21 protein-coding genes are annotated in these 20,695 nt (G+C 71.4%); 12 read left to right on the top strand and 9 right to left on the bottom strand.

The features are described from left to right. Nucleotides 1-32 precede the first annotated feature (32 nt). From GON04_RS05885 to GON04_RS05845, 9 genes are all read left to right on the top strand, one after another. A complete protein-coding gene (locus tag GON04_RS05885) occupies nt 33-2,405 on the top strand; it encodes a xanthine dehydrogenase family protein molybdopterin-binding subunit (protein ID WP_157397012.1) in 2,373 nt (790 codons plus the stop codon). A gap of 24 nt (nt 2,406-2,429) precedes the next feature. Further along, nucleotides 2,430-3,221, top strand: a complete 792-nt coding sequence (locus GON04_RS05880) for an FAD binding domain-containing protein (protein ID WP_157397011.1) — start codon at nt 2,430-2,432, stop codon at nt 3,219-3,221. An 81-nt stretch (nt 3,222-3,302) separates the two neighbouring features. Further along, on the top strand, nt 3,303-4,217 hold the full coding sequence (locus GON04_RS05875) for an AAA family ATPase (protein ID WP_157397010.1): 915 nt from the start codon (nt 3,303-3,305) through the stop codon (nt 4,215-4,217). Between the two features lie 45 nt (nt 4,218-4,262). Beyond that, entirely contained in the window at nt 4,263-5,450 is a 1,188-nt protein-coding gene (locus GON04_RS05870) for a vWA domain-containing protein (RefSeq protein ID WP_157397009.1), read from the top strand. Between the two features lie 21 nt (nt 5,451-5,471). Continuing rightward, nucleotides 5,472-6,107: an SRPBCC family protein gene (locus GON04_RS05865; RefSeq protein WP_157397008.1), complete on the top strand. Its 636-nt coding sequence runs from the start codon at nt 5,472-5,474 to the stop codon at nt 6,105-6,107. A gap of 5 nt (nt 6,108-6,112) precedes the next feature. Next, a complete protein-coding gene (locus GON04_RS05860) occupies nt 6,113-7,084 on the top strand; it encodes a YVTN family beta-propeller repeat protein (RefSeq protein WP_157397007.1) in 972 nt (323 codons plus the stop codon). Between the two features lie 49 nt (nt 7,085-7,133). After that, a complete protein-coding gene (locus GON04_RS05855) occupies nt 7,134-9,281 on the top strand; it encodes a TonB-dependent receptor family protein (protein ID WP_157397006.1) in 2,148 nt (715 codons plus the stop codon). A gap of 12 nt (nt 9,282-9,293) precedes the next feature. Next, nucleotides 9,294-10,358, top strand: a complete 1,065-nt coding sequence (locus GON04_RS05850; RefSeq protein WP_157397005.1) for an XdhC family protein — start codon at nt 9,294-9,296, stop codon at nt 10,356-10,358. A 68-nt stretch (nt 10,359-10,426) separates the two neighbouring features. Next, nucleotides 10,427-10,669, top strand: coding sequence for a hypothetical protein (locus GON04_RS05845; protein ID WP_157397004.1), 243 nt, complete (start codon nt 10,427-10,429; stop codon nt 10,667-10,669). A gap of 63 nt (nt 10,670-10,732) precedes the next feature. Here GON04_RS05845 and GON04_RS05840 read toward each other — a convergent pair whose 3' ends face one another. Beyond that, nucleotides 10,733-11,110: a cupin domain-containing protein gene (locus GON04_RS05840; protein ID WP_157397003.1), complete on the bottom strand. Its 378-nt coding sequence runs from the start codon at nt 11,108-11,110 to the stop codon at nt 10,733-10,735. A gap of 142 nt (nt 11,111-11,252) precedes the next feature. On the opposite strand from GON04_RS05840, the gene GON04_RS05835 reads away from it, so the two are divergent. Then, nucleotides 11,253-12,140 carry a LysR family transcriptional regulator gene (locus GON04_RS05835; RefSeq protein WP_157397002.1) on the top strand — a complete coding sequence of 296 codons (888 nt, stop codon included), beginning with the start codon at nt 11,253-11,255 and terminating at the stop codon, nt 12,138-12,140. Nucleotides 12,141-12,349: 209 nt separating this feature from the next. Here the strand turns inward: GON04_RS05835 and GON04_RS05830 are convergent, their stop codons facing one another. From GON04_RS05830 to GON04_RS05820, 3 genes are read right to left on the bottom strand one after another with little or no spacing between them, the layout of a single operon-like run. After that, a complete protein-coding gene (locus GON04_RS05830; protein ID WP_157397001.1) occupies nt 12,350-13,660 on the bottom strand; it encodes a TRAP transporter large permease in 1,311 nt (436 codons plus the stop codon). Between the two features lie 22 nt (nt 13,661-13,682). Beyond that, a complete protein-coding gene (locus GON04_RS05825; RefSeq protein WP_157397000.1) occupies nt 13,683-14,216 on the bottom strand; it encodes a TRAP transporter small permease in 534 nt (177 codons plus the stop codon). Between the two features lie 4 nt (nt 14,217-14,220). After that, nucleotides 14,221-15,192, bottom strand: a complete 972-nt coding sequence (locus GON04_RS05820; protein WP_157396999.1) for a TRAP transporter substrate-binding protein — start codon at nt 15,190-15,192, stop codon at nt 14,221-14,223. A gap of 87 nt (nt 15,193-15,279) precedes the next feature. Between GON04_RS05820 and GON04_RS05815 the strand changes: the two genes are divergently transcribed. Further along, nucleotides 15,280-15,969: an aspartate/glutamate racemase family protein gene (locus GON04_RS05815; protein ID WP_181653906.1), complete on the top strand. Its 690-nt coding sequence runs from the start codon at nt 15,280-15,282 to the stop codon at nt 15,967-15,969. A 4-nt stretch (nt 15,970-15,973) separates the two neighbouring features. Further along, a complete protein-coding gene (locus tag GON04_RS05810) occupies nt 15,974-16,522 on the top strand; it encodes a DinB family protein (RefSeq protein WP_157396998.1) in 549 nt (182 codons plus the stop codon). Nucleotides 16,523-16,609: 87 nt separating this feature from the next. Here GON04_RS05810 and GON04_RS05805 read toward each other — a convergent pair whose 3' ends face one another. The 5 genes from GON04_RS05805 to GON04_RS05785 form a co-directional block, all read right to left on the bottom strand. Next, entirely contained in the window at nt 16,610-17,170 is a 561-nt protein-coding gene (locus GON04_RS05805) for a ComEA family DNA-binding protein (protein ID WP_157396997.1), read from the bottom strand. Nucleotides 17,171-17,233: 63 nt separating this feature from the next. Then, entirely contained in the window at nt 17,234-18,229 is a 996-nt protein-coding gene (gene rfaD, locus GON04_RS05800) for an ADP-glyceromanno-heptose 6-epimerase (RefSeq protein WP_157396996.1), read from the bottom strand. Then, nucleotides 18,226-19,155 (bottom strand): D-glycero-beta-D-manno-heptose-7-phosphate kinase, encoded by a 930-nt coding sequence (gene rfaE1 / locus GON04_RS05795; RefSeq protein ID WP_157396995.1) that lies wholly within the window; start codon nt 19,153-19,155, stop codon nt 18,226-18,228. The genes rfaD and rfaE1 overlap by 4 nt, the downstream gene beginning before the upstream one ends. Before the next feature lie 127 nt (nt 19,156-19,282). After that, nucleotides 19,283-20,419, bottom strand: a complete 1,137-nt coding sequence (lapB, locus tag GON04_RS05790) for a lipopolysaccharide assembly protein LapB (protein WP_157396994.1) — start codon at nt 20,417-20,419, stop codon at nt 19,283-19,285. Further along, the gene (locus GON04_RS05785; RefSeq protein WP_157396993.1) at nt 20,409-20,687 is read right to left on the bottom strand and encodes a LapA family protein; all 279 of its coding nucleotides are present in this window, start codon (nt 20,685-20,687) and stop codon (nt 20,409-20,411) included. Before GON04_RS05785 ends, lapB begins: the two co-directional genes overlap by 11 nt. Between the last annotated feature and the right edge of the window lie 8 nt (nt 20,688-20,695).

Genomic DNA, 20,695 nt, shown 5'->3' with positions numbered 1-20,695 from the left:
ACGCCCGACACTCAACGCGACTGGAGTCCACCATGGGTGCTTCCGACTTTTCCAAGCTGCCGCACATCGGCGAGGCGCTGCGCCGCAAGGAGGACTACCGCTTCCTCACCGGCGCCGGCCAATACACCGACGACATCCAGCTGGCCAACATGCGCTACGCGGTGTTCGTGCGCTCGCCGCATGCGCACGCGGCCATCAAGTCCATCGACGTCTCGCGCGCCGAGGCCATGCCCGGCGTGGCCAAGGTGTTCACCGGCAAGGACGTGGAAGGCAAGATGGGCGGGCTGCCCTGCGGCTGGCTGATCACCAGCACCGACGGCCAGCCGATGAAGGAGCCGCCCCATCCCATCCTGGCCCAGGGCAAGGTGCGCTACGTCGGCGACCACGTCGCCATGGTGGTGGCCGACACGGTCGAGCAGGCCAAGAACGCGGCGGAGGCAGTGGAGGTCGACTACGACGTGCTGCCGGCGGTGGTGGACGTGCGCGATGCCGCCAAGGCCACCGCGCTGCACGACGCCGCGCCCGACAACCACTGCTACAAGTGGGCCATCGGCGACAAGGCGCAGGTCGACGCGGCATTCGCCACCGCGGCCCATGTCACCAAGCTGGACCTCACCAACAACCGCCTGGTGCCCAACGCGATCGAGCCGCGTTCGGCCATCGGCAGCTTCAACCGCGCCAGCGACGAGTACACGCTGTACGTCGCCAACCAGAATCCGCACGTCGAGCGCCTGCTCATGACGGCCTTCGTGCTCGGCCTGCCTGAGCACAAGGTGCGCGTCATCGCACCCGACGTGGGTGGCGGCTTCGGCTCCAAGATCTACCTGTACGCCGAGGACGTGGCGCTGACCTGGGCGGCCAAGCAGCTCAACTGCGCCATCAAGTGGACTTGCGAACGCAGCGAGGCCTTCCTGTGCGACGCCCACGGCCGCGATCACGTGAGCCACGCCGAGATGGCGATGGACAAGGACGGCAAGTTCCTGGCGCTTCGCGTGCACACCGACGCCAACCTGGGCGCCTACCTGTCGACGTTCTCGACCTGCGTGCCGACCATCCTGTACGCGACGCTGCTGGCCGGCCAGTACACCACCCCGCAGATCCACGTCGAGGTCGACGCCTGGTTCACCAACACCGCACCGGTCGACGCCTACCGCGGCGCCGGCCGCCCCGAGGCCACCTACCTGCTGGAGCGCCTGGTCACGCGCTGCGCCTGGGAGATGAACCTGGGCCAGGACGAGATCCGCAAGCGCAACTTCATCACCGCCTTCCCCTACCAGACCCCGGTGGCGCTGCAGTACGACACCGGCGACTACCACGCGTGCATGGACAAGGCCAAGGCGCTGGCCGAGGTCGACGGCTTCGCCGCCCGCCGCCAGGCCAGCGAGGCCAAGGGGCTCAAGCGCGGCCTGGGCTACAGCAGCTACATCGAGGCCTGCGGCATCGCGCCGTCCAACATCGCCGGCGCGCTGGGCGCGCGGGCCGGCCTGTTCGAGTGCGGCGAGATCCGCGTCCATCCCACCGGCAGCGTCACGGTGTTCACCGGCTCGCACAGCCACGGCCAGGGCCACGAGACCACCTTCGCCCAGGTCGTCGCCGCCCGCCTGGGCATCCCGGTGGAGAACGTGGACGTGGTGCACGGCGACACCGGCCGGGTGCCGTTCGGCATGGGCACCTACGGCTCGCGCTCCATCAGCGTCGGCGGCGCCGCCATCATGAAGGCGCTCGACAAGATCGAGGCCAAGGCCAAGAAGATCGCGGCCCACCTGATGGAGGCGAGCGACGCCGACATCGAGTTTTCCGGCGGCGAGTTCAAGGTCAAGGGCACCGACAAGAAGATCCCGTTCGGCCAGGTGGCGCTCACCGCCTACGTGCCGCACAACTACCCGCTCGACAAGCTGGAGCCGGGCCTGAACGAGACGGCGTTCTACGACCCGACCAACTTCACCTTCCCCGCCGGCACCTACATCTGCGAGGTCGAGGTCGACCCGCAGACCGGCACGGTGCACATCGACCGCTTCAGCGCGGTGGACGACTTCGGCACCATCATCAATCCCATGATCGTGGAAGGCCAGGTGCACGGCGGCATCGCGCAGGGCCTGGGCCAGGCGCTGATGGAGAACTGCGTGTACGACCGCGAGAGCGGGCAGCTGCTCACCGGCAGCTTCATGGACTACGCCATGCCGCGCGCCGACGACCTGCCGTCGTTCCAGCTCGGGACCCACGCCACCCCCTGCACGCACAACCCGCTGGGCACCAAGGGCTGCGGCGAGGCGGGCGCCATCGGTTCGCCGCCGGCGCTCATCAACGCCGTGCTCGACGCGCTGCGCGACCTCGGCGTCCAGGAACTCGACATGCCCGCCTCTGCGCCGCGGGTCTGGGACGCCATCCAGGGCGCCGCCCGCTGAACCGATCCGAAGGAGACCTCCACCATGTACGCATTCACCTTCGAACGTCCCGCCACGCTGGCCGAGGCCGGCCAGCGGGCCGCCGCCGGCGCCAAGGTCCTGGCCGGTGGCCAGACTCTGCTGGCCTCGATGAAGCTGCGCCTGGCCAGCCCGGAGACGCTGGTCGACCTGGGCGCCGTCAAGGAACTGGCCGGCATCCGCCGCGACGGCGACAAGCTGGTCATCGGCGCCATGGCGCGCCATGCCGAGGTGGCCGCCAGCGCCGAGGTGCGATCCGCCATCCCGGGCCTGGCCGACCTGGCCGGCCACATCGGCGACCGGCAGGTCCGTGCCCTGGGCACCCTGGGCGGCTCGGTCGCCAACAACGACCCCGCGGCCTGCTACCCGGCAGCGGTGCTGGCGCTGGGCGCGACGGTGCAGACCAGCAAGCGCGCGATCGCGGCCGACGACTTCTTCACCGGCCTGTTCGGCACCGCGCTCGACGAGGGTGAGCTCATCACCTCGATCGCGTTCCCGATCCCGAAGAAGGCCGCCTACGTCAAGTTCAAGCAGCCGGCCTCGCGCTTCGCGCTCATCGGCGTCTTCGTCGCGCAGACCGCCAGCGGCGTGCGGGTCGCCGTCACCGGCGGCGGCAACGGGGTGTTCCGCCACCAGGGGCTGGAGGAGGCGCTGTCGCGCAGCTTCACGCCCGAGGCCGCGCAGGGCGTGAAGGTGTCGGCCGATGGGCTGTCGGGCGACCTGCACGCCAGCGCCGCCTACCGCGCCAACCTCATCGGCGTGATGACACAGCGCGCCGTCGCCAAGGCGCTCGGGTAGAGTCGTTCTCCCACCATTGCGCGGGGTGTCCCCGGCGGGCGTGCAGGCGCCCGCCGGGCGGCCCTCGCCACCCGCACGCCCTTGTCTGCCTCGATCGACGCCCTCGTCCAGTCCCTGGAGCAGGCCGGCTACTACGCCGACCGCCGCCTTGCCACTGCCGCCTTCCTGGCCCTGAAGCTGCAGCGGCCCCTGCTGCTGGAGGGCGAGCCCGGCGTCGGCAAGACCGAGCTGGCCAAGGCGCTGGCCACCGCCCTGCAGCGCGAACTGCTGCGGCTGCAGTGCTACGACGGGCTGGAGCTGCGCGAGGCGCTGTACGAGTGGAACTACGCCGCCCAGCTGCTGCACCTGCGCGCCGCCGAGGCCGCGGGCAGCAGCGCGCGGGAGGCCGAACGCGAGGTCTACCAGGAGCGCTTCCTGATCCGCCGCCCGCTGCTGCAGGCGCTGCAGGCGCCGGCGCCCGGCGCGGTGCTGCTGATCGACGAGCTCGACCGTGCCGACGAGCCGTTCGAGGCCTTCCTGCTCGAATACCTGGGCGAGTACCAGGTGAGCATCCCCGAGCTGGGCACGGTGCGCGCCGGCGCGGCGCCGGTCACGGTGCTCACCAGCAACCGCACACGCGACCTGCACGATGCGCTCAAGCGGCGTTGCCTGTACCACTGGCTCGACTACCCGGACCGCGAGCGCGAGCTGGCCATCGTGCGCAACCGCGTGCCCCAGGCCGGCGAGCGGCTGGCGGCCCAGGTGGCGTCCTTCGTCGGCCGCCTGCGCAGCGAGCCGTTCGTCAATGCCTTCCAGCGCGCGCCCGGCATCGCCGAGAGCGTGGAGTGGGCCAAGGCCCTGGTCGCGCTGGACACGCTGGAGCTCGACCCGGAGGTGGTGACCGACACCGCCGGCATCCTGTTCAAGCAGCGCGAGGACGTGGCCGCACTGACGCGTGATTTCGCCGCCGACCTGCTGCGGCCGCAGGACGACGGCGGCCCGGACACCCGGCCATGACCCGGCCGGCGTCGTGGCGGCGGCCGGGCGGGAGGCCGGGCTGACATGCGGCTGGGCGATGCCCGCAGCGGCAAGCTGGCCGCCAACATCGCCGGCTTCGGCCGCGCGCTGCGCCGCGCCGGCGTGCGCGTCGACGCCGCCCGCATCGTGCTGGCCATCGACGCCGCGCAGCTGGTCGGGGTCGAGCGGCGCGACGACCTGGGCGCCGCCCTCGAGGCCGTGATGGTCGGCCGCGAGCAGGACCGGGGCGTGTTCCGCGAGCTGTTCGACGCTTTCTTCCGCGACCCGGGCATGGCGCAGAAGCTGCTGGCCCAGATGCTGCCGCGCGGCGAGGGCCGGGCCGAGCCGGCCAAGCGCCGGCCCCGGGTGCGCGAGGCGCTGGCGCCGCCGAAGGCGCAGCAGCCGCCCGAACTGGCGCGTCCCGACAAGGAGGTGCGTCTCGACGCCGCCATGACGGCCAGCGAGATGCGGCGGCTGCGGCACGCCGACTTCAACGCGCTGTCGGGCGAGGAATACCGGCTGGTCGAGCGCATCGCGCGCGACGTGGCCTTGCCCGTGCCCACGGTGCCGGCCCGCCGCACCCGGCCCGGCGTGCGCGGCGCGCTGCCGCACTGGCCGGGCGCCATGCACGAGGCGTCCCGCACCGGCGGCGAGGTGTTCCGCCTGCCGCGGCGCACGCGCCGGCGCCAGCCGCTGCCGCTGCTGGTGCTGGTGGACGTGTCGGGCTCGATGGAGCGCTACGCGCGGCTGCTGCTGGCCTTCCTGCATGCGGCCACGCGCGACGTGCGGTCGGGCCGCTGCGACGTGTTCGCGTTCGGCACCCACCTCACCGACCTCACGGCCGCGTTCCGCATCGCCGACACCGACGAGATGCTGGCCGCCGCCGGCAGCGCCATCGACGACTTCGCCGGCGGCACCCGGCTGGGCGCCTCGCTGGCGGACCTCCGCTTGCAGCACGCGCGCCGCCTGGTCGGCCGCCGCACGCTGGTGCTGCTGATCACCGACGGGCTGGACACGGGCGAGCCCGACGCGCTGGAGCGCGAGCTGGCCTGGCTGCGGCTGCACTGCCGGCGCTTGTTGTGGCTCAATCCCCTGCTGCGCTTCGCCGGCTACGAGCCGCTGGCGCGCGGCGCCTCGGTGCTGCACCGGCAGGCACACGGGATGCTGGCGGTGCACAACGTCGAGACCCTGGAACAGCTCGCCGCCAGCATCGCGGCCGTGATGGACCGATAGACACAAGCAAGGGAGAACACCATGGACATGCAGGGAAGCCGCGAGTTGCCCGTCAGTCGCCAGCAGGCCTGGGAGGCGCTGAACGACCCCGAGGTGCTGAAGGCCTGCATCCCCGGCTGCGACAAGGTCGAGCCCAACGGCGAGAACCAGTACCTGATCGGCATGTCGGTCAAGGTCGGCCCGGTGTCGGCCAAGTTCACCGGCAAGATCCGCCTCGAGGACGTGAACCCGCCCGCCAGCTACACGCTGCGGTTCGAGGGGCAGGGCGGTGCGGCCGGGTTCGGCAAGGGCTCGGCGCAGGTCGCCCTGGCCGAGCGCGGCAGCGGCTGCGACCTGTCGTACACCGTGAACGCGCAGGTCGGCGGCCGGATCGCCCAGGTCGGGCAGCGCCTGATCGACGGTGTCGCGCGCTCCATGGCCGAGGATTTCTTCCGCCGCTTCGAGCAGGAGCTGCTGCGCCGGCATCCGCCGGCGGCGGCGGCGCCCGAGGCCAGCGCGCCGGCCGCAGGCGCTGCGGCGGCCGCGGGCGCGACCGCGAATGCAACGGCGACGGCGACAGCGACCGCCGCGGGAGCGCCGTCCGGCGGCGTGCCGGCCTGGGCCTGGGTGGTCGGCGCCGTGGTCGTGGTGGCCCTGGGCTACCTGCTGCTGCGCTGACCGGCATGGACAGTCGCGGATTGGGACGGGCGGCGCTGGCCGCGCTGCTGGCGCTGGCGGGGGCGGCCGCGGTGGCGCAGGGCCGGCTGTTCGTGACGTCGGAGAAGGACAACGCCCTGGCGGTGGTCGACCTGGCGCGCGGGGAGACCGTCGCCACCCCGGCGCTGTGCCGCCGCCCTCGCCACGCGCAGCTCGGGCCGGCCCGCCAGCGGCTGTACGTGGCCTGCGGCGACGACGGCCGCATCGTCGCCTGGGACCCGGCGGCCGGCCGGATCGTGGAGCGGCTGGAGGTGGGCGAGGCCCCCGTGATCTTCGACCTCTCGCCCGACGGCCGCACGCTCTACGCCAGCAACCAGGGCGGCGCGACGCTCACTGCGTTCGACCTGGTGGCCGGCAAGAAGCTGTTCGCGGTGAAGGTGGGCGGCGAGCCCGAGGGCGTGAAGGTGTCCGCCGACGGCACGCTGGTGTACGTGACCTCGGAGGTCGCGGGCGTCGTCCATGTGGTCGACGTGGCCGCGCGCCAGGTGGTCCGCACCATCCCGGTCGGCCAGCGGCCGCGCCGGCTCCTGCTGGCCGGCCGCCAGCTGTGGGTGAGCAACGCGCAGGACGCCTCCGCCAGCGTCATCGACACGGCCCGCCACACGGTCGTCTCCACGGTCGCATTCCGGCCACCGGGGATGGGGCGGGAGGACGTGACTCCCGTGGGCATGGCGCTGTCGCCCAACGGCAAGACCGTCTACGTGGCACTCGGCCGCGCCGACCACGTCGCCGTCGTCGATGTGGCCAGGCGCCGGGTGCGCGGCTACGTGCCGGTGGGGCGGCGGCCCTGGGACGTGGCCGTGTCGCGCGACGGCACCCGCCTGTACGTGCCGAACGGCCTGTCCGACGACCTGAGCATCGTCGACGCCAGGGCGATGAAGGCGCTGCGCACGGTACGGGTCGGGCGCGAGCCGCACAGCGTCGTCGTCGACGACTGACGGCGCGCCGACGATGCACCGCGACCACCGGCGGCGCCCAGGAGTCGCGATGCGACGGACGCTGGTGGCAGCGGCGGTGGCGCTGCTCGGGGTGCCAGCGGCGGCGCAGCAGGGCGCACCGGCGACTGCCCCGGCCGAAGGGGAATTGCGGCAAGTGGTGGTGACGCCCGGCCTGGGCATGGCGCGGCCGGCGTTCGACATCCCGGCCTCGGTCGACGTGCTGCCGGGCCCGGTGCTGCGCAATGACACCCTGGGCATCAACCTGTCGGAGTCGCTGGCGCGGGTGCCGGGCATCACGGCCCTCAACCGGCAGAACTACGCGCAGGACATCCAGATCTCCTCGCGCGGCTACGGCGCCCGCTCGACCTTCGGCGTGCGCGGCCTGCGCCTGTACACCGACGGCATCCCGGCCACGGCGCCCGACGGCCAGAGCCAGACCTCGCACTTCGACCTGTTCTCGGCCGACCGGATGGAGGTGCTGCGGGGGCCGTTCTCGGCCCTGCATGGCAACTCGTCGGGGGGCGTCATCAGCCTGTTCACGGCGGACGGCGGCCCGCAGACCGTGGCCGAGATCAGCGGCGCGATCGGCAGCGACAGCATCCGCCGCGTCAACGCCCGGCTGTCCGGCCAGCAGGGCGCGTGGCAGTACTCGCTCAGCGCCACCCATTTCGAGACCGAGGGCGCGCGCGACTGGAGTTCGGCCCAGCGGCGCGGCTTCAACGGCAAGTTCAAGTACAACGCGGGGCCCGACACCACGCTGACGCTGGTGGTCAACCAGCTCGACATGCCCGAGGCGCTGGATCCGCTGGGCCTGACGCGCGCCGAGTTCGAGGCCGACCCGACCCAGGCCAGCCCGGGGGCGCGCCCCTTCCGCACCCGCAAGGCGGTCGACCAGCTGCAGCTGGGGGCGATCCTGGACCACCGGCTGGACGCGGCCAACGCCCTGAAGCTCACCACCTGGCGCGGCCAGCGCGGCACCGAGCAGTACCAGGCCATCCCGCCCGCCACCCAGGTCCCGATCACGCAGCCGGGCGGCGTCATCGACCTGCAGCGCGAGGACCAGGGCCTGGATGCGCAGTGGGTCCACGCCACGCGGCTGGCCGGCGCACCGTTCACCCTGACGGCCGGCGTCTATGCCGACGAGCTGCGCGAGCACCGCCTGGGCTTCCAGAACTTCACCGGCCCGGCCGCGGCGCCGACCGAACTGGGCGTGCGCGGCGCCCTGCGCCGGGACGAGGACAACCGGGCCCGCACGGTCGACCAGTACGTCGAGGGCGTGTGGAGCGGCGAGCGCTTCAGCCTCACGGCGGGCCTGCGCCACTCGAGCATCGTGTTCCGCTCCAGCGACCACTTCATCACCGGCGCCAACGGCGACGACAGCGGCGAGGTGGCCTACGGTGCCACCACGCCGGTGCTGGGCGTGGTCTGGCATGCCAGCGAGACGCTGAACCTGTATGCCTCGGCCGGCCGCGGCTTCGAGACGCCGACCCTGAACGAGCTGGCCAACCGCCCGGGCGGCGGCGGCCTGAACACCGCGCTGCAGCCGGCCGTCAGCCGCCAGTGGGAACTGGGTGCGAAGGCACGGCTGGCCGGGCGCTGGCAGCTGAATGCCGCCGTGTTCGAGGCCCGCACCGCCGACGAGATCGTGGTGCTGAGCAACAGCGGCGGCCGCAGCACCTTCCAGAACGCCGGCCGCACGCGGCGCCATGGCCTCGAGCTGCTGGCCGCCGGCCCTCTGGGCGGCGGCTGGTCCACGGCCCTCGCGGCCACCTGGCTGCAGGCGCGCTACGACAACAGCTTCCTGACCTGCGGGCCGCCGCCGTGCACCACGCCCACCGTGCTGGTGCCGGCCGGCAACCGCATCCCGGGCATCCCGGACCGGACGCTGTTTGCCGAGCTGGCCTGGCAGCACCGGCCCTGGGGCCTGGAGACCGCCGCCGAGGTGCGCCACACCGGCCGCATCGCGGTCGACGACCTCAACACCGACTTCGCCGCCGCCAGCACCATCGTGTCGCTGCGCGCCGCGTTGACACAGCCGGTGGGCCGCTGGACGATGCGGGAATTCCTGCGTGTGGACAATGTGGCCGACCGGCGCTACGCCGGTTCGGTGATCGTGAACGAGGGCAATGGCCGCTACTTCGAACCGGCGCCGGGCCGCACCTGGCTGCTCGGCGTGAACGCCGCCTACACCTTCTGACCCCGGAGCGCTATGGAAAACCTCGATGTCCTGGTCCTGCGGACCCTGCGCGACTGGCGCGTGGCCGGCCAGCGTGCCCTGCTGGCGACCGTGGTGCGCACCTGGGGCTCGTCGCCCCGGCCGGTGGGCTCCATCATGGCGCTGGCCGAGGACGGCTCGGTGGTCGGCTCGGTGTCGGGCGGCTGCATCGAGGACGACCTGATCTACCGCCACACCCAGGCCTATGCCGGCAAGGACGGCCCGCACCGGATCCCATCGGGCCCGCCGACGCTGGTGAAGTACGGCATCACCGCCGACGAGGCGCACCGCTTCGGGCTGCCCTGCGGCGGCACGCTGGAGCTGCTGCTCGAGTACGACCCCGATCCGCAGCCGCTGGAACAGCTGGTGGCGCTGCTCGAGACCGGCCGGCTGACGCGCCGCACGGTCCGCCTGGCCGACGGCGCCGTCACGCTGGAGCCGGCCGACACGCCGTCGGAGCTGGTGGTCGACGACCAGCGCATGGTCAACACCTTCGGGCCCGAGTACCGCATGCTGCTCATCGGCGCCGGCCAGCTGACCGAGTACCTCGCCACCATGGCGCTGTTCAGCGGCTTCGCGGTCACGGTGTGCGACCCGCGCGAGGAATACCGCGGCGCCTTCCACGTGCCCGGCGCCAAGCTCGTCAACGACATGCCCGACGACGTGGTCACCGCGTTCAAGCCCGACCGGCGCAGCTGCGTGGTGGCGCTCACGCACGACCCCAAGCTGGATGACCTGGCGCTGCTGGAGGCGCTGGACACGGAAGCGTTCTATGTCGGCGCCATCGGCAGCCGGCGCAACAACGAGGCGCGGCGCGAGCGGATGATCGAGCACTTCGGCCAGACCGAGGCGTCGCTGGCGCGCCTGCGCGGACCCATCGGCATCTACATCGGCAGCAAGACGCCGCCCGAGATCGCGGTGAGCGTCATGGCCGAGATCCTGGCGGTCAAGAACGGCGTGACCCTGCCGCGCGACATGGACGTGGGCGCCGCCAAGGACCAGCTGGCGGTGCGCGCCAACGACCCCGGCGAACTCGTCTGCGCGACCCGGCCAGGCTAGGGTTATTGCGGGCGCAGTTTGCCCGGCCGTGGACTAGCTTGGATGGTTGCTTCCACCAGGAGGTCTCCATGCGCAACTCAGCCTTGATTCTGTGCCTCGCGCTGGCCGGTGCCGGTTCGGCCTGGGCCCACAACTGCCCCAACGAGATGAAGGCGATCGACGCCAAGCTCGCGACCAAGCCGGCCCTGTCCAAGGAAGATGCCGACAAGGTGGCCAAGCTGCGCGCCGACGGCGAAGCCCAGCACAAGGCGGGCAAGCACACGGAGTCGATGACCTCGCTGGGCGAGGCGAAGAAGCTGCTGGGCATCTGAGCGCCGCCGGCGCCGCAGGCAACGGCCGCCCGCCGGCGGCCTCTGCGTGCGCCGGCGCCTGCCTCAGGTGCGCCAGGGCAGCTCCAGCGGGCTGCCGTCCGGCAACGTGACCGGCACCGGGGTGGCGGAAAACACGGCCGTGCATTCCAGCGTCGCGTCGCCGGTGTTGAAGATCTGGTGCAACACGCCGGCCGGCAGCACCACCGTCTGCCCGGGGCCGAAGGCGTGGCGCTGCCCCTCGATCTCGACCTCGCCTTGCCCGGCCAGGCACAGCACCGCCTCGTCGCAGGGGTGCGAATGCGGCGGTGTCGCACCGCCGGGCACGAGCGATTGCCGCCACAGGCTCAGGGCCGTCAGGCCCTCGGCGCGGCCGCCCCAGGTGGCGTGGCGCACGCCCGGGATGGGGGTGTCGACGGGAGCGGGCTGTTCGATGACGTACATGGCGAATCCTTCCGGGTGAGAGGTGGGTGGCTGGGTCTGGAACCACGCATTGCGCAACGCGTGGGACGCAGTGTGGGGTGCCGGTAGACGGCGAACAAGATGCGGCAGTGCCGGAACATTGAGGGCAGAATGTCGGCAATCCATGAACAGCCTGCAGCAGATCGCCGCCTTCGCCGACACCGCCAAGCACGGCAGCTTTGCCGCCGCGGCACGCGGCACCGGCAGTGCACCGTCGACGCTGGCCAAGGCGGTGGGGCGGCTGGAGGGCCGGCTGGGCGTCAAGCTGTTCCACCGCACCACCCGCCAGGTGAGCCTGACGCCCGATGGCGGGCGGCTGTTCCGGCGCTGCCAGCGCCTGCTGGCCGAGGTCGACGAACTGCAGGCCGAGGCGGCCGGCGTGCGCGAATCGCCCACCGGCACGCTGCGGGTCGACCTGCCCATCGTGCTCGGGCGGCGCGTCATCCTGCCGGTGCTCGCGCGGCTGCGGCGCCAGCACCCCGGCCTGGAGCTGGACGTGCGGCTGCAGGACGGCTACGCCGACCTGGTGAAGGAGGGCATCGACCTGGCGGTGCGCGCCGGCGACCTGAAGGATTCGACGCTGGTCTCGCGCCGCTTCATGGCCCAGGCCATGGTGCTGGTGGCCAGCCCGGCCTACCTGCAGGAGCGGGGCACGCCGCGCCGGCTGGAGCAGCTGGCGCAGCACGACGCCCTGGTGTTCCGCATGCCCACCAGCGGCAAGGACCGGCCCTGGCAGTTCCGCCAGCGCGGCCGCGCGCTGGACGTCCACCCGGCCAGCGGGGTGCGCATCAGCGACGGCGAGGGCCTGGTGCAGGCGGCGCTGCTCGGCATGGGCCTGGCGCAGCTGCCCGACTACTTCGTGCGCGACGAGATCGGCCGCGGCGAGCTGGTGGAGGTGCTGCCGGCACTGCGGCCGGCGCCGATCCCGATCTCCATCGTGTACCCGGGGGCACGGCTGGTGCCGCAGCGGGTGCGGGTGGTGATCGACGCGCTGCTGACGCTCAAGGGATAGGCCAGGCTGCCGTCATGTGCCGGGCTAGGTCCTGAGGGGCGTCGTGCCGGGCCAGCCCCGGCATCCCCCCGGAACGAGGCCGCGCCGGAACCACGTTGGGGAGATGGATTGCGGGTCAAGCCCGCAATGACGGGGAAGGGCATGCCGGCCTCGCCCAGACCGTCGTCATGCCGGGCCAGCCCCGGCATCCAGCTCCGGAACCGGCGCCATCACTTCTCCTTGCCCATCACCAGGTTGGGCAGCACCGTGACGATGTCGGGGAAGACTGTGATCAGCACGATGCACACCACCAGGCAGCCGAAGAAGGGCAGGGCGGCGCGGGCGATGGTGTTGCTGTCCTTGCCGGTCATGTTCTGCAGCACGAACAGGTTGAAGCCCACCGGCGGCGTGACCTCGGCGATCTCGACCAGCAGCACGATGAAGATGCCGAACCAGACCAGGTCGAAGCCGGCCTTCTGGATCATGGGCAGCACCACCGCCGACGTCAGCACGATCATGCTGATGCCATCCAGCGCGGTGCCCAGCACCAGGTAGACCAGCGTCAGCACGCCGATGAGGGCATAGGGCGACAGGTGCATGCCATTGACCCACTCGGCCAGCTCGCGCGGGATGCCGGTGAAGGCCATGGTCTTGGTGAGGAACGCCGCGCCCGCCAGGATGAACATGATCATGCAGCTGGTGCGGGTGGTGCCCATCAGGCCTTCCCAGAAGTTGCTCCAGGTGAGCGAGCCGCCCCACCAGGCGATGGCCAGCGAGCCGGCCACGCCGTAGGCGGCGCATTCGGTGGCGGTAGCCCAGCCCGCCACCAGCACCCAGACGATGAACACGATGAGCGCGGCGCAGGGGATGAGGCTGCCGGACTGGCGGATCTTCTGGGCCCAGCTGGTGGGCGCGTCGGCCGGCGGCACCTGCTCGGGATGGCGCAGGCTCCACCAGATGATGTAGCCGGAGAACAGCGCCATCAGCAGGAAGCCGGGCAGGAAGCCGGCCAGGAAGATGCGGATGATGGAGGCGTCGGCGGCGACGGCGTAGACCACCATGGTGATCGACGGCGGGATCAGGATGCCCAGCGTGCCGGCGGTGGCCAGCGAGCCGAGCGCGATCTTTTCGCTGTAGCCGCGCTTGACCAGCTCGGGCAGCGCCACCTTGCTGATGGTGGCGCAGGTGGCGGCCGACGAGCCCGACACCGAGCCGAAGATGCCGCAGCCCAGAATGGTGGTGTGCATCAAGCGACCCGGCACCTTGTTCAGCCACGGGCGCAGGCCCTCGAACATCTCTTCCGAGAGCCGGGTGCGGAACAGGATCTCGCCCATCCAGATGAACAGGGGCAGGGCGGCGAGTTCCCAGCTGGCGTTGCTCTCCCAGAAGGCGGAGAACAGGTTGTTGCCCGGCGAGGTGTTGGTGAAGAAGGCCTGGCCGACCCAGCCGCAGATGGCCAGGGTCATGGCGATCCACACGCCGCCCGACAGCAGCAGCATCATGACCAGCAGCAGCAGGCCGCCGACGAGGAGGGTGTCCATGGGGAGGGGGCGGCCGGGCCGCTCAGACGTCGGAGGAGAAGTCGCCCTGCGCGTGGCGCTGCTCCACGGCGACGACGAAGGTGGGCTTGCCGCCGCGCAGCACGATGACGAGCTCGTCGACGACGGCGATGAACAGCAGCACCGAGCCGAAGGCGAAGCTGGCCTGCGGGATCCAGATCGGGATGGGCAGCAGGCCCTGAGCGACCTCGTGGAACTGCCAGCTGTCGTAGGTGAAGCGGTTGGCCCACCAGGCCAGGTAGCCGACGGCGACGGAGCCGACGGCCAGGCAGGCGATCTCGAGTGCGCGCCGGGCCCGCGCCGGCACCGAGTCGAGCAGCAGCGTCACGCGCACGAAGTCACCGTGCTTGAAGGCGTGCGCCATGGCGAAGAACGAGGCCGCGGCGCAGAACCACGCCACCACGTCGTTGACCGCACCGGTGCGCACGCCGAACTCGCGCAGCACGCTCTGCCCGATCATCAGCACGCCGATGAGGCCCACGAAAACGGCGCCCACGGCGCCGCATGCGTAGTAGAGGCGGTCGAGGAAGCGCCGCATCGGCTCACTTGGCCTTGCGGAAGGCTTCGACCAGCGCCTTGCCGTCGGGGCCGGCCTTCTTCTCCCAGTCGGCCAGCATGATGGAGCCCACCTGCTTGAGGTCGGACGTCAGCTTGGCCGGCGAGGCCACGATCTTCATGCCCTTCTCGGACAGCGCCTTCTTGTACCAGTCGTTCTTCTCCTCGCTCGACTTCCAGCCGCGCTTCTCGGCCTCGGCGGCCGCCTTGAGCACGGCCTCCTGGGTGGGCTTGTCGAGGGCGTCGAACGCCTTCTGGTTGACGATGACCGCGTTCTTGGGCAGCCAGGCCTGGGTGTCGTACCAGTACTTGATGCTCTCGTAGGTCTTGGAGTCGTAGCCGGTGGAGCCCGAGCTCATGTAGCTGTTGATGACGCCGGTGGCCAGCGCCTGCGACAGTTCGGCGGCCTGGATGGTGACCGGCTGGGCGCCGATCAGCTCGGCGATCTTGGCGGTGGCCGGGCTGTAGGCGCGCCACTTCAGGCCGCGCATGTCGGCCACCGAGGCGAGCTCCTTGTTGGTGTAGATGCCCTGGGGCGGCCAGGCCACGGTGTACAGCAGCTTCATGCCCTGCGCGCCGAGCAACTTGTCGAGGAAGGGCTTCTGGACGGTGGCGAGCTTGCGCGACTCGGCGTAGCTGGTGGCCAGGAAGGGGATGCCGTCGGCGCCGTAGATCGGGTTCTCGTTCTCGAAGTTGACCAGCAGCACCTCGCCGGCAGCGGCCTGGCCGCTCTGCACCGCGCGCTTGATCTCGTTGGCCTTGAACAGCGACGCGTTGGCGTGCACCGTGATCTTGAGCTTGCCGCCGCTGGCCTTCTCGACGTCGTTGGCGAACTGCACCAGGTTCTCGGTGTGGAAGTTCGAGGCCGGGTAGGCGGCGGGCAGGTCCCACTTGGTCTGGGCGAAGGCGCCGCAGGACAGCGTGGCCGCGGCGGTGGCGAGGGCGAACTTGAGTTTCATGGGTGCTCCGGGACAATGCGCCGAATGAACGAGGACGCGAGCATACGTGCAAGTCTCGGGCCAGCGCCACCGGACTTTCCCCCGCCGGTGCTGGGCCTCCTGGCCCTCGACACGCGCTTCCCGCGGCCTCCCGGCGACCTGGGGCGCGGGGACGCCTGGGGCGTCCCGGTGCTGCGGCGGGTGGTGGCGCGCGCCGCGCCGTCGGCCATCGTGCGGCCGGCCGCCGGCGCCGACCTCGACACGGTGCTACCGCCCTTCGTGCAGGCGGCCCGGGAACTGGCGCAGGCCGGCGTGCAGGCCATCACCACCAGCTGCGGCTTCCTCGTGCTCGCCCAGCAGCGCCTGCAGGAGGCGCTGCCGGTGCCGGTCGTCACCTCCAGCCTGCTGCTGCTGCCGCAGTGCCTGCAGCACGAGCGGCGGGTGGGCGTGCTGACCATCGACGATCGCTCGCTGGGAGAGGCGCACCTGCTCGCGGCCGGCGTGCCGCGCGACCGGCTGGCCGACGTGGTGGTGCAGGGCGTCGCGCCCGCGGGGCACTTCGCCTCGTCCATCCTGGGCGACCGCGCCACGCTCGACCTCGCGCGGGCCGCCGGCGACGTCGTGGCCGCTGCCCTCGCGTTGCGGCAACGCGATGCGGGCCTGCGGACCGTCGTGCTGGAGTGCACCAACATGCCGCCGTACCGGCAGGCGGTCGAGGCGGCCACCGGGCTGCGCACGCTGTGCCTGCTGGACCACCCGGTGCTGCGCGCGCTGGCCGGTGCCGCGGGGAGACAATGACCGCATGACCGATGCGCTCGCCGCCCTGCACGCGAACTACCGCCGCCTCGCGCGCTACAACGCCTGGATGAACGAGCGGCTGTACGACGCGGCTGAGGGCCTGCCCGAGGCCGAGCGCCGGCGCGACCGCGGCGCGTTCTTCGGCTCCATCGACGGCACTTTGAACCACCTGCTGTGGGCCGACCGGTTGTGGCTGCGCCGGTTCGCGAGCCAGGGCGTCGCGTTCCCGGCGCTCGCGGACGACCTGCTGGCGCTGCCCGAGGGGGCGAGCTACGGCACGGTGCTGCAGGCCGAGTGGCAGGGCCTGCGCCAGGCGCGGCGCGCCCTGGACGCCGCCATCGTTCGCTGGGTCGACGAGATGCCGCCGGAGTTCCTGCTGCGCACCCTGCGCTACGCCAACACCAAGGGCGTGGTGCGCGAGCAGCCGGCCTGGCAGCCGCTCACCCACTTCTTCAACCACCAGACTCACCACCGCGGCCAGGTGACGACGCTGCTGCTGCAGGCAGGCGTCGATCCCGGCGTGACCGACCTGGTCGCGATGTCCGAGGCCTGAGGGGGCGTCGCCGGACCCTGAAAGCACAAGACCCGCCGAAGCGGGTCTTGCTGCGGGCGCGCGACGGCGCCCTGCGGGGAGAGTGCCTTACTTCTTGGTAGCGCTGGCGGCCGGCTTGGCGGCGTCGGCCTTGGCGGACTTCTCGTCGGCCTTGGCTTCGGCCTTGGCTTCCTTGGCCTTGGCGTCGGCCTTCGATTCCTTCACCTTGGCGTCGGCCTTCGCGTCGGCCTTGGTTTCCATCGCCTTGGCATCGGCCTTGGCTTCCTTCTTCTCGGCCTTGGCTTCGGCCTTCGCATCCTTCTTCTCTTCCTTGGCGGTGGCCTTGGCGTCCTTCTTTTCGTCCTTGGCGGCAGCCTTCTCGTCCTTCGCGGCGGTGGCGGCCGGCTTGTAGGCGGCGCCGCCGACCGTCAGGCCGGCCGAGGACAGGTTTTCGGCGCGCTTGTCACCCACGCCCTTCACGCGGTTGATGAAGTCGTCCCAGCTCTTGAAGTCGCCCTTCTTGCGCTCGGTGACGATGAGCTTGCTGGTGTCGGGACCGATGCCCTTGACGCTGTCGAGTTCGGCTTCCGTGGCCTTGTTGACGTCGACCGCGGCCATCGCGGCGAACGCGAACAACATGGCGAGGACAGCCAGGAATTTCTTGAACATGCAATGCTCCTTTAGGGATGGAACATCTTCAACGCGCCGCTCGGCGGGCGCGTTGACCCTGGCTCAGGCATTGGCCTGCAGCCGGTCCATGTAGCGGGCCACGCCGGTCTGCACGTCGGCGAACACATGGTCGCAACCGGTGGCGCGCAGCGCGGCCAGGTCGGCCTGGGTGTGGCACTGGTACTTGCCGCGCAACGCATCCGGAAACGGGATGTATTCCAGCAGCCCGGCGGCGGCGGCCGACTCGGCCGTGTGGGGCCGGCCGGCCAGTGCCGAGATGACGGCCGTGGCGACGTCGTTGAACGGCTGGGCCCGGCCGGTGCCGAGGTTGAAGATGCCGCGCTGCTCGGGGTGGTCGAGGAACCACAGGTTGACCGCCACCACGTCGTCGATGAAGACGAAGTCGCGCTGCTGCTGGCCCGGGCCGTAGCCGCCGTACTCGCCGAACAGCCGGACCTTGCCCTGCTCGCGGAACTGGTTGAACTGGTGGAAGGCGACGCTGGCCATGCGGCCCTTGTGCTGCTCGCGCGGGCCGTAGACGTTGAAGTAGCGAAAGCCCACCACCTGGCGCGTGGCACCGGCCAGGCCGGGGCCCAGTTCACGGCGCAGGCGCTGGTCGAACAGCAGCTTGGACCAGCCGTAGACGTTGAGCGGCCGCTCGAACTCCGGCGTTTCGGTGAAGCTCGACGAGCCGCCGTAGGTGGCGGCCGACGAGGCGTACAGCAGGCGCGCGCCGCGCTCCTGGCAGGCCCTGAACAGGCCGCAGGACAACGTGTAGTTGTTGTCCATCATGTACTTGCCGTCGGTCTCCATCGTGTCGCTGCAGGCGCCTTCATGGAACACCGCCTCGACGGTGCCGAAGTGCCCGTCGGCGAAGGCGTCGTAGAACAGGTCGGCATCGACGTAGTCGGCAATCCTGAGGTCGGCCAGGTTCCTGAACTTGTCGCCCTGGGTGAGGTCGTCGACCGCGATGATGTCGTCGATGCCGCGGTCGTTCAGGCCCTTGACGATGTTGCTGCCGATGAACCCGGCAGCTCCGGTGACAACGTATCTCGTCATGCGAACAACTCCTCGTACGAGACGGTGGCGGTGCCGAACTTGCCCACCACGATACCCCCGGCGCGGTTGGCGATGGGCACGGCCTCGCGCAGCGGCAGGCCGGCGGCGGCCATCGCGGCCAGGGTGGCGATGACGGTGTCGCCGGCGCCGGTGACGTCGAACACCTCGCGTGCCTGGGCCGGCACGTGCAGCTCGCCCTGGGCGTCGAAGAGGGTCATGCCTTCCTCGCTGCGCGTGACCAGCAGCGCGCCCAGGTCGAGCGAGGTACGCAGGGCCTGGGCCTTGGCGCGCAGCTCGTCCTCGTTGCGCCAGCGGCCCACCACGTCCTGCAGCTCGGCGCGGTTGGGGGTGATGACGCTGGCTCCGCGGTAGCGCTCGTAGTCGGACCCCTTGGGATCGACCAGCACCACCTTCCCGGCGGCGCGGGCGGCCGCGATCATGGCCGGGATGTGGGCCAGGCCGCCCTTGCCGTAGTCGGAGAACAGCACGGCCTGCTGCTGGGCCACCAGGCCGCTGAAGGCCTCGGTCTGCAGCGCCAGCACCTCGTGGTCGGGCTCGTTCTCGAAGTCCATGCGCAGCAGCTGCTGCTGGCGGCCGATGACGCGCAGCTTCACGGTCGTGCGCAGCCCGGGGTCGCGCTTGAGGTGGGTGCGGATGCCGGTGTCCTTCAGCAGCTTTTCGAGGCGATGGCCGGGCTCGTCGTCGCCGACCACGCCCAGGAAGCTGGCCTGTGCGCCCAGCGTGCTGACGTTGTAGGCCACGTTGGCGGCGGCGCCGATGCGCTCTTCCTCGCGCGACACCTTGACCACCGGCACCGGCGCTTCGGGCGAGATGCGCTCGACCGCGCCGTGCCAGTAGCGGTCGAGCATGGCGTCGCCGACCACCAGGACGTGGGCCTTGGACAGTTGTTCCTTCGACGGGTTCATTTGAATTGTCCTGATATCGCCCATGCCACGGCGGCGCAGGCAAGCGGCCACCGTGGAACCGGCTTTGCCGGGCCACTGGTGGCGCCCCCTCGAGGGGGAGGCGGCCGCAGGCCGCTTCGGGGGGGAGTCATAGCTCTTCCACCCGCCGCGGCGGGTAGCTGTCCCAGGCCTGGCAGCCCGGGCATTGCCAGAAATGCTGGTTGGCCTCGAAGCCGCAGGCCGCGCAGCGGTAGCGCACCAGGGGCTTGGACGCGTGTTCCAGCGCGCGTTGCAGGCGCGGATGCACCTGCTCGTCGCCGAGCTTCTCGCCGGCCAGCCACTTGGTGGCCGCGACCAGCGACGGTTCACGTTCGAGGTGCCGCGCGTACCAGGCGCGCGCCTGCTCCGGCTCGAGTGCGACCAGCGCCTCCAGCACGTCGAGCGAGGGCACCTGCTCGTAGCTGGCCCGCAGGATGGCGAGTGCGCGCTCGCCCAGTGCGCGGGCGCCACTGGCGACCGCGCACTGGGCGAGCTGCCGGGCCATCAGCGGCACGGTGGACGGCGAGGCCTCGGCCAGCTGGGCCAGCGTGCCGAAGGCCTGGCCGGCATCGCCGGAGCGGCGCTGCAGCCCGGCCAGTTCCATCGACGGGCGGGCGGCGGCCGGCGCGATGCCCATGGCCTCGCGCACCATGGCCTCGCCCTGGCCGTCGCCGGCCTGCGACGCGAGTTCGCACAGGTAGTGCGCGCGCCGGTTGGCGAAGCTGCCCTGGCCCGAGGCCTCGAGGCGGGCGGCGATCTCGGCGGCGTTCTTCCAGTCGCGCGAGCGCTCGTAGATGGCCAGCAGCGCCAGCAGGGCCTGGCCCTCGAAGGCGCTGCCCTCGAGCTTGCGCAGGGCCTCCTCGGCGCGGTCGAGCAGGCCGGCCTTGAGGAAGTCGAGCGCCAGTGCATGCTGGGCGCGGTGGCGTTCGGCGCGGCTGAGGTCGCCGCGCGAGAGCAGGTGCTCGTGCACGCGCACGGCCCGCTCGTACTCGCCGCGGCGGCGGAACAGGTTGCCCAGCGCGAAGTGCAGCTCGGACGTGTCGGGGTCGCTGCGCACCGCCTCGATGAAGGCGTCAATGGCCTGGTCCTGCTGCTCGTTGAGCAGGTGGTTCAGGCCCTGGAAGTAGGCCTTGGGCGCCTGCCGGTTCTCGATGCGCAGCTGGCGCAGGTCGAGGCGAGAGGCCAGCCAGCCCAGGCCGAAGGCGATGGGAAGGCCCCACAGCAGCCAGCTCAGGTCAAAGTCCATGCGTGCGCGTGTCGAGCATCGAGCTGGGGTGGCCGGTGGCGGCGGCCTGGCGGCGCAGCGCGGCGCGGTGGCGCAGCCAGCGCGGCACCATGCCCAGCGCGCCGACCAGCACGCCGGCGGCGAAGGCGGTGAGCACCACCAGCACCAGCGGGGCGCTCCAGGCCGTGCCGAAGAAGAAGTGCACGGTGGTCGCCTGCTGGTTGTTCAGCGCGAAGGCGAAGAGGGTAAAAAAAATGGCTGCCTTGAGCAGCCACATGAGGTATTTCATCGTGCTCC

Origin of the sequence: Ramlibacter pinisoli, assembly GCF_009758015.1 — a bacterium.
Lineage (GTDB): Bacteria > Pseudomonadota > Gammaproteobacteria > Burkholderiales > Burkholderiaceae_C > Ramlibacter > Ramlibacter pinisoli.
Note: the sequence above shows the minus strand (reverse complement) of the source record. Positions and strands in the feature narration are given on the sequence as shown.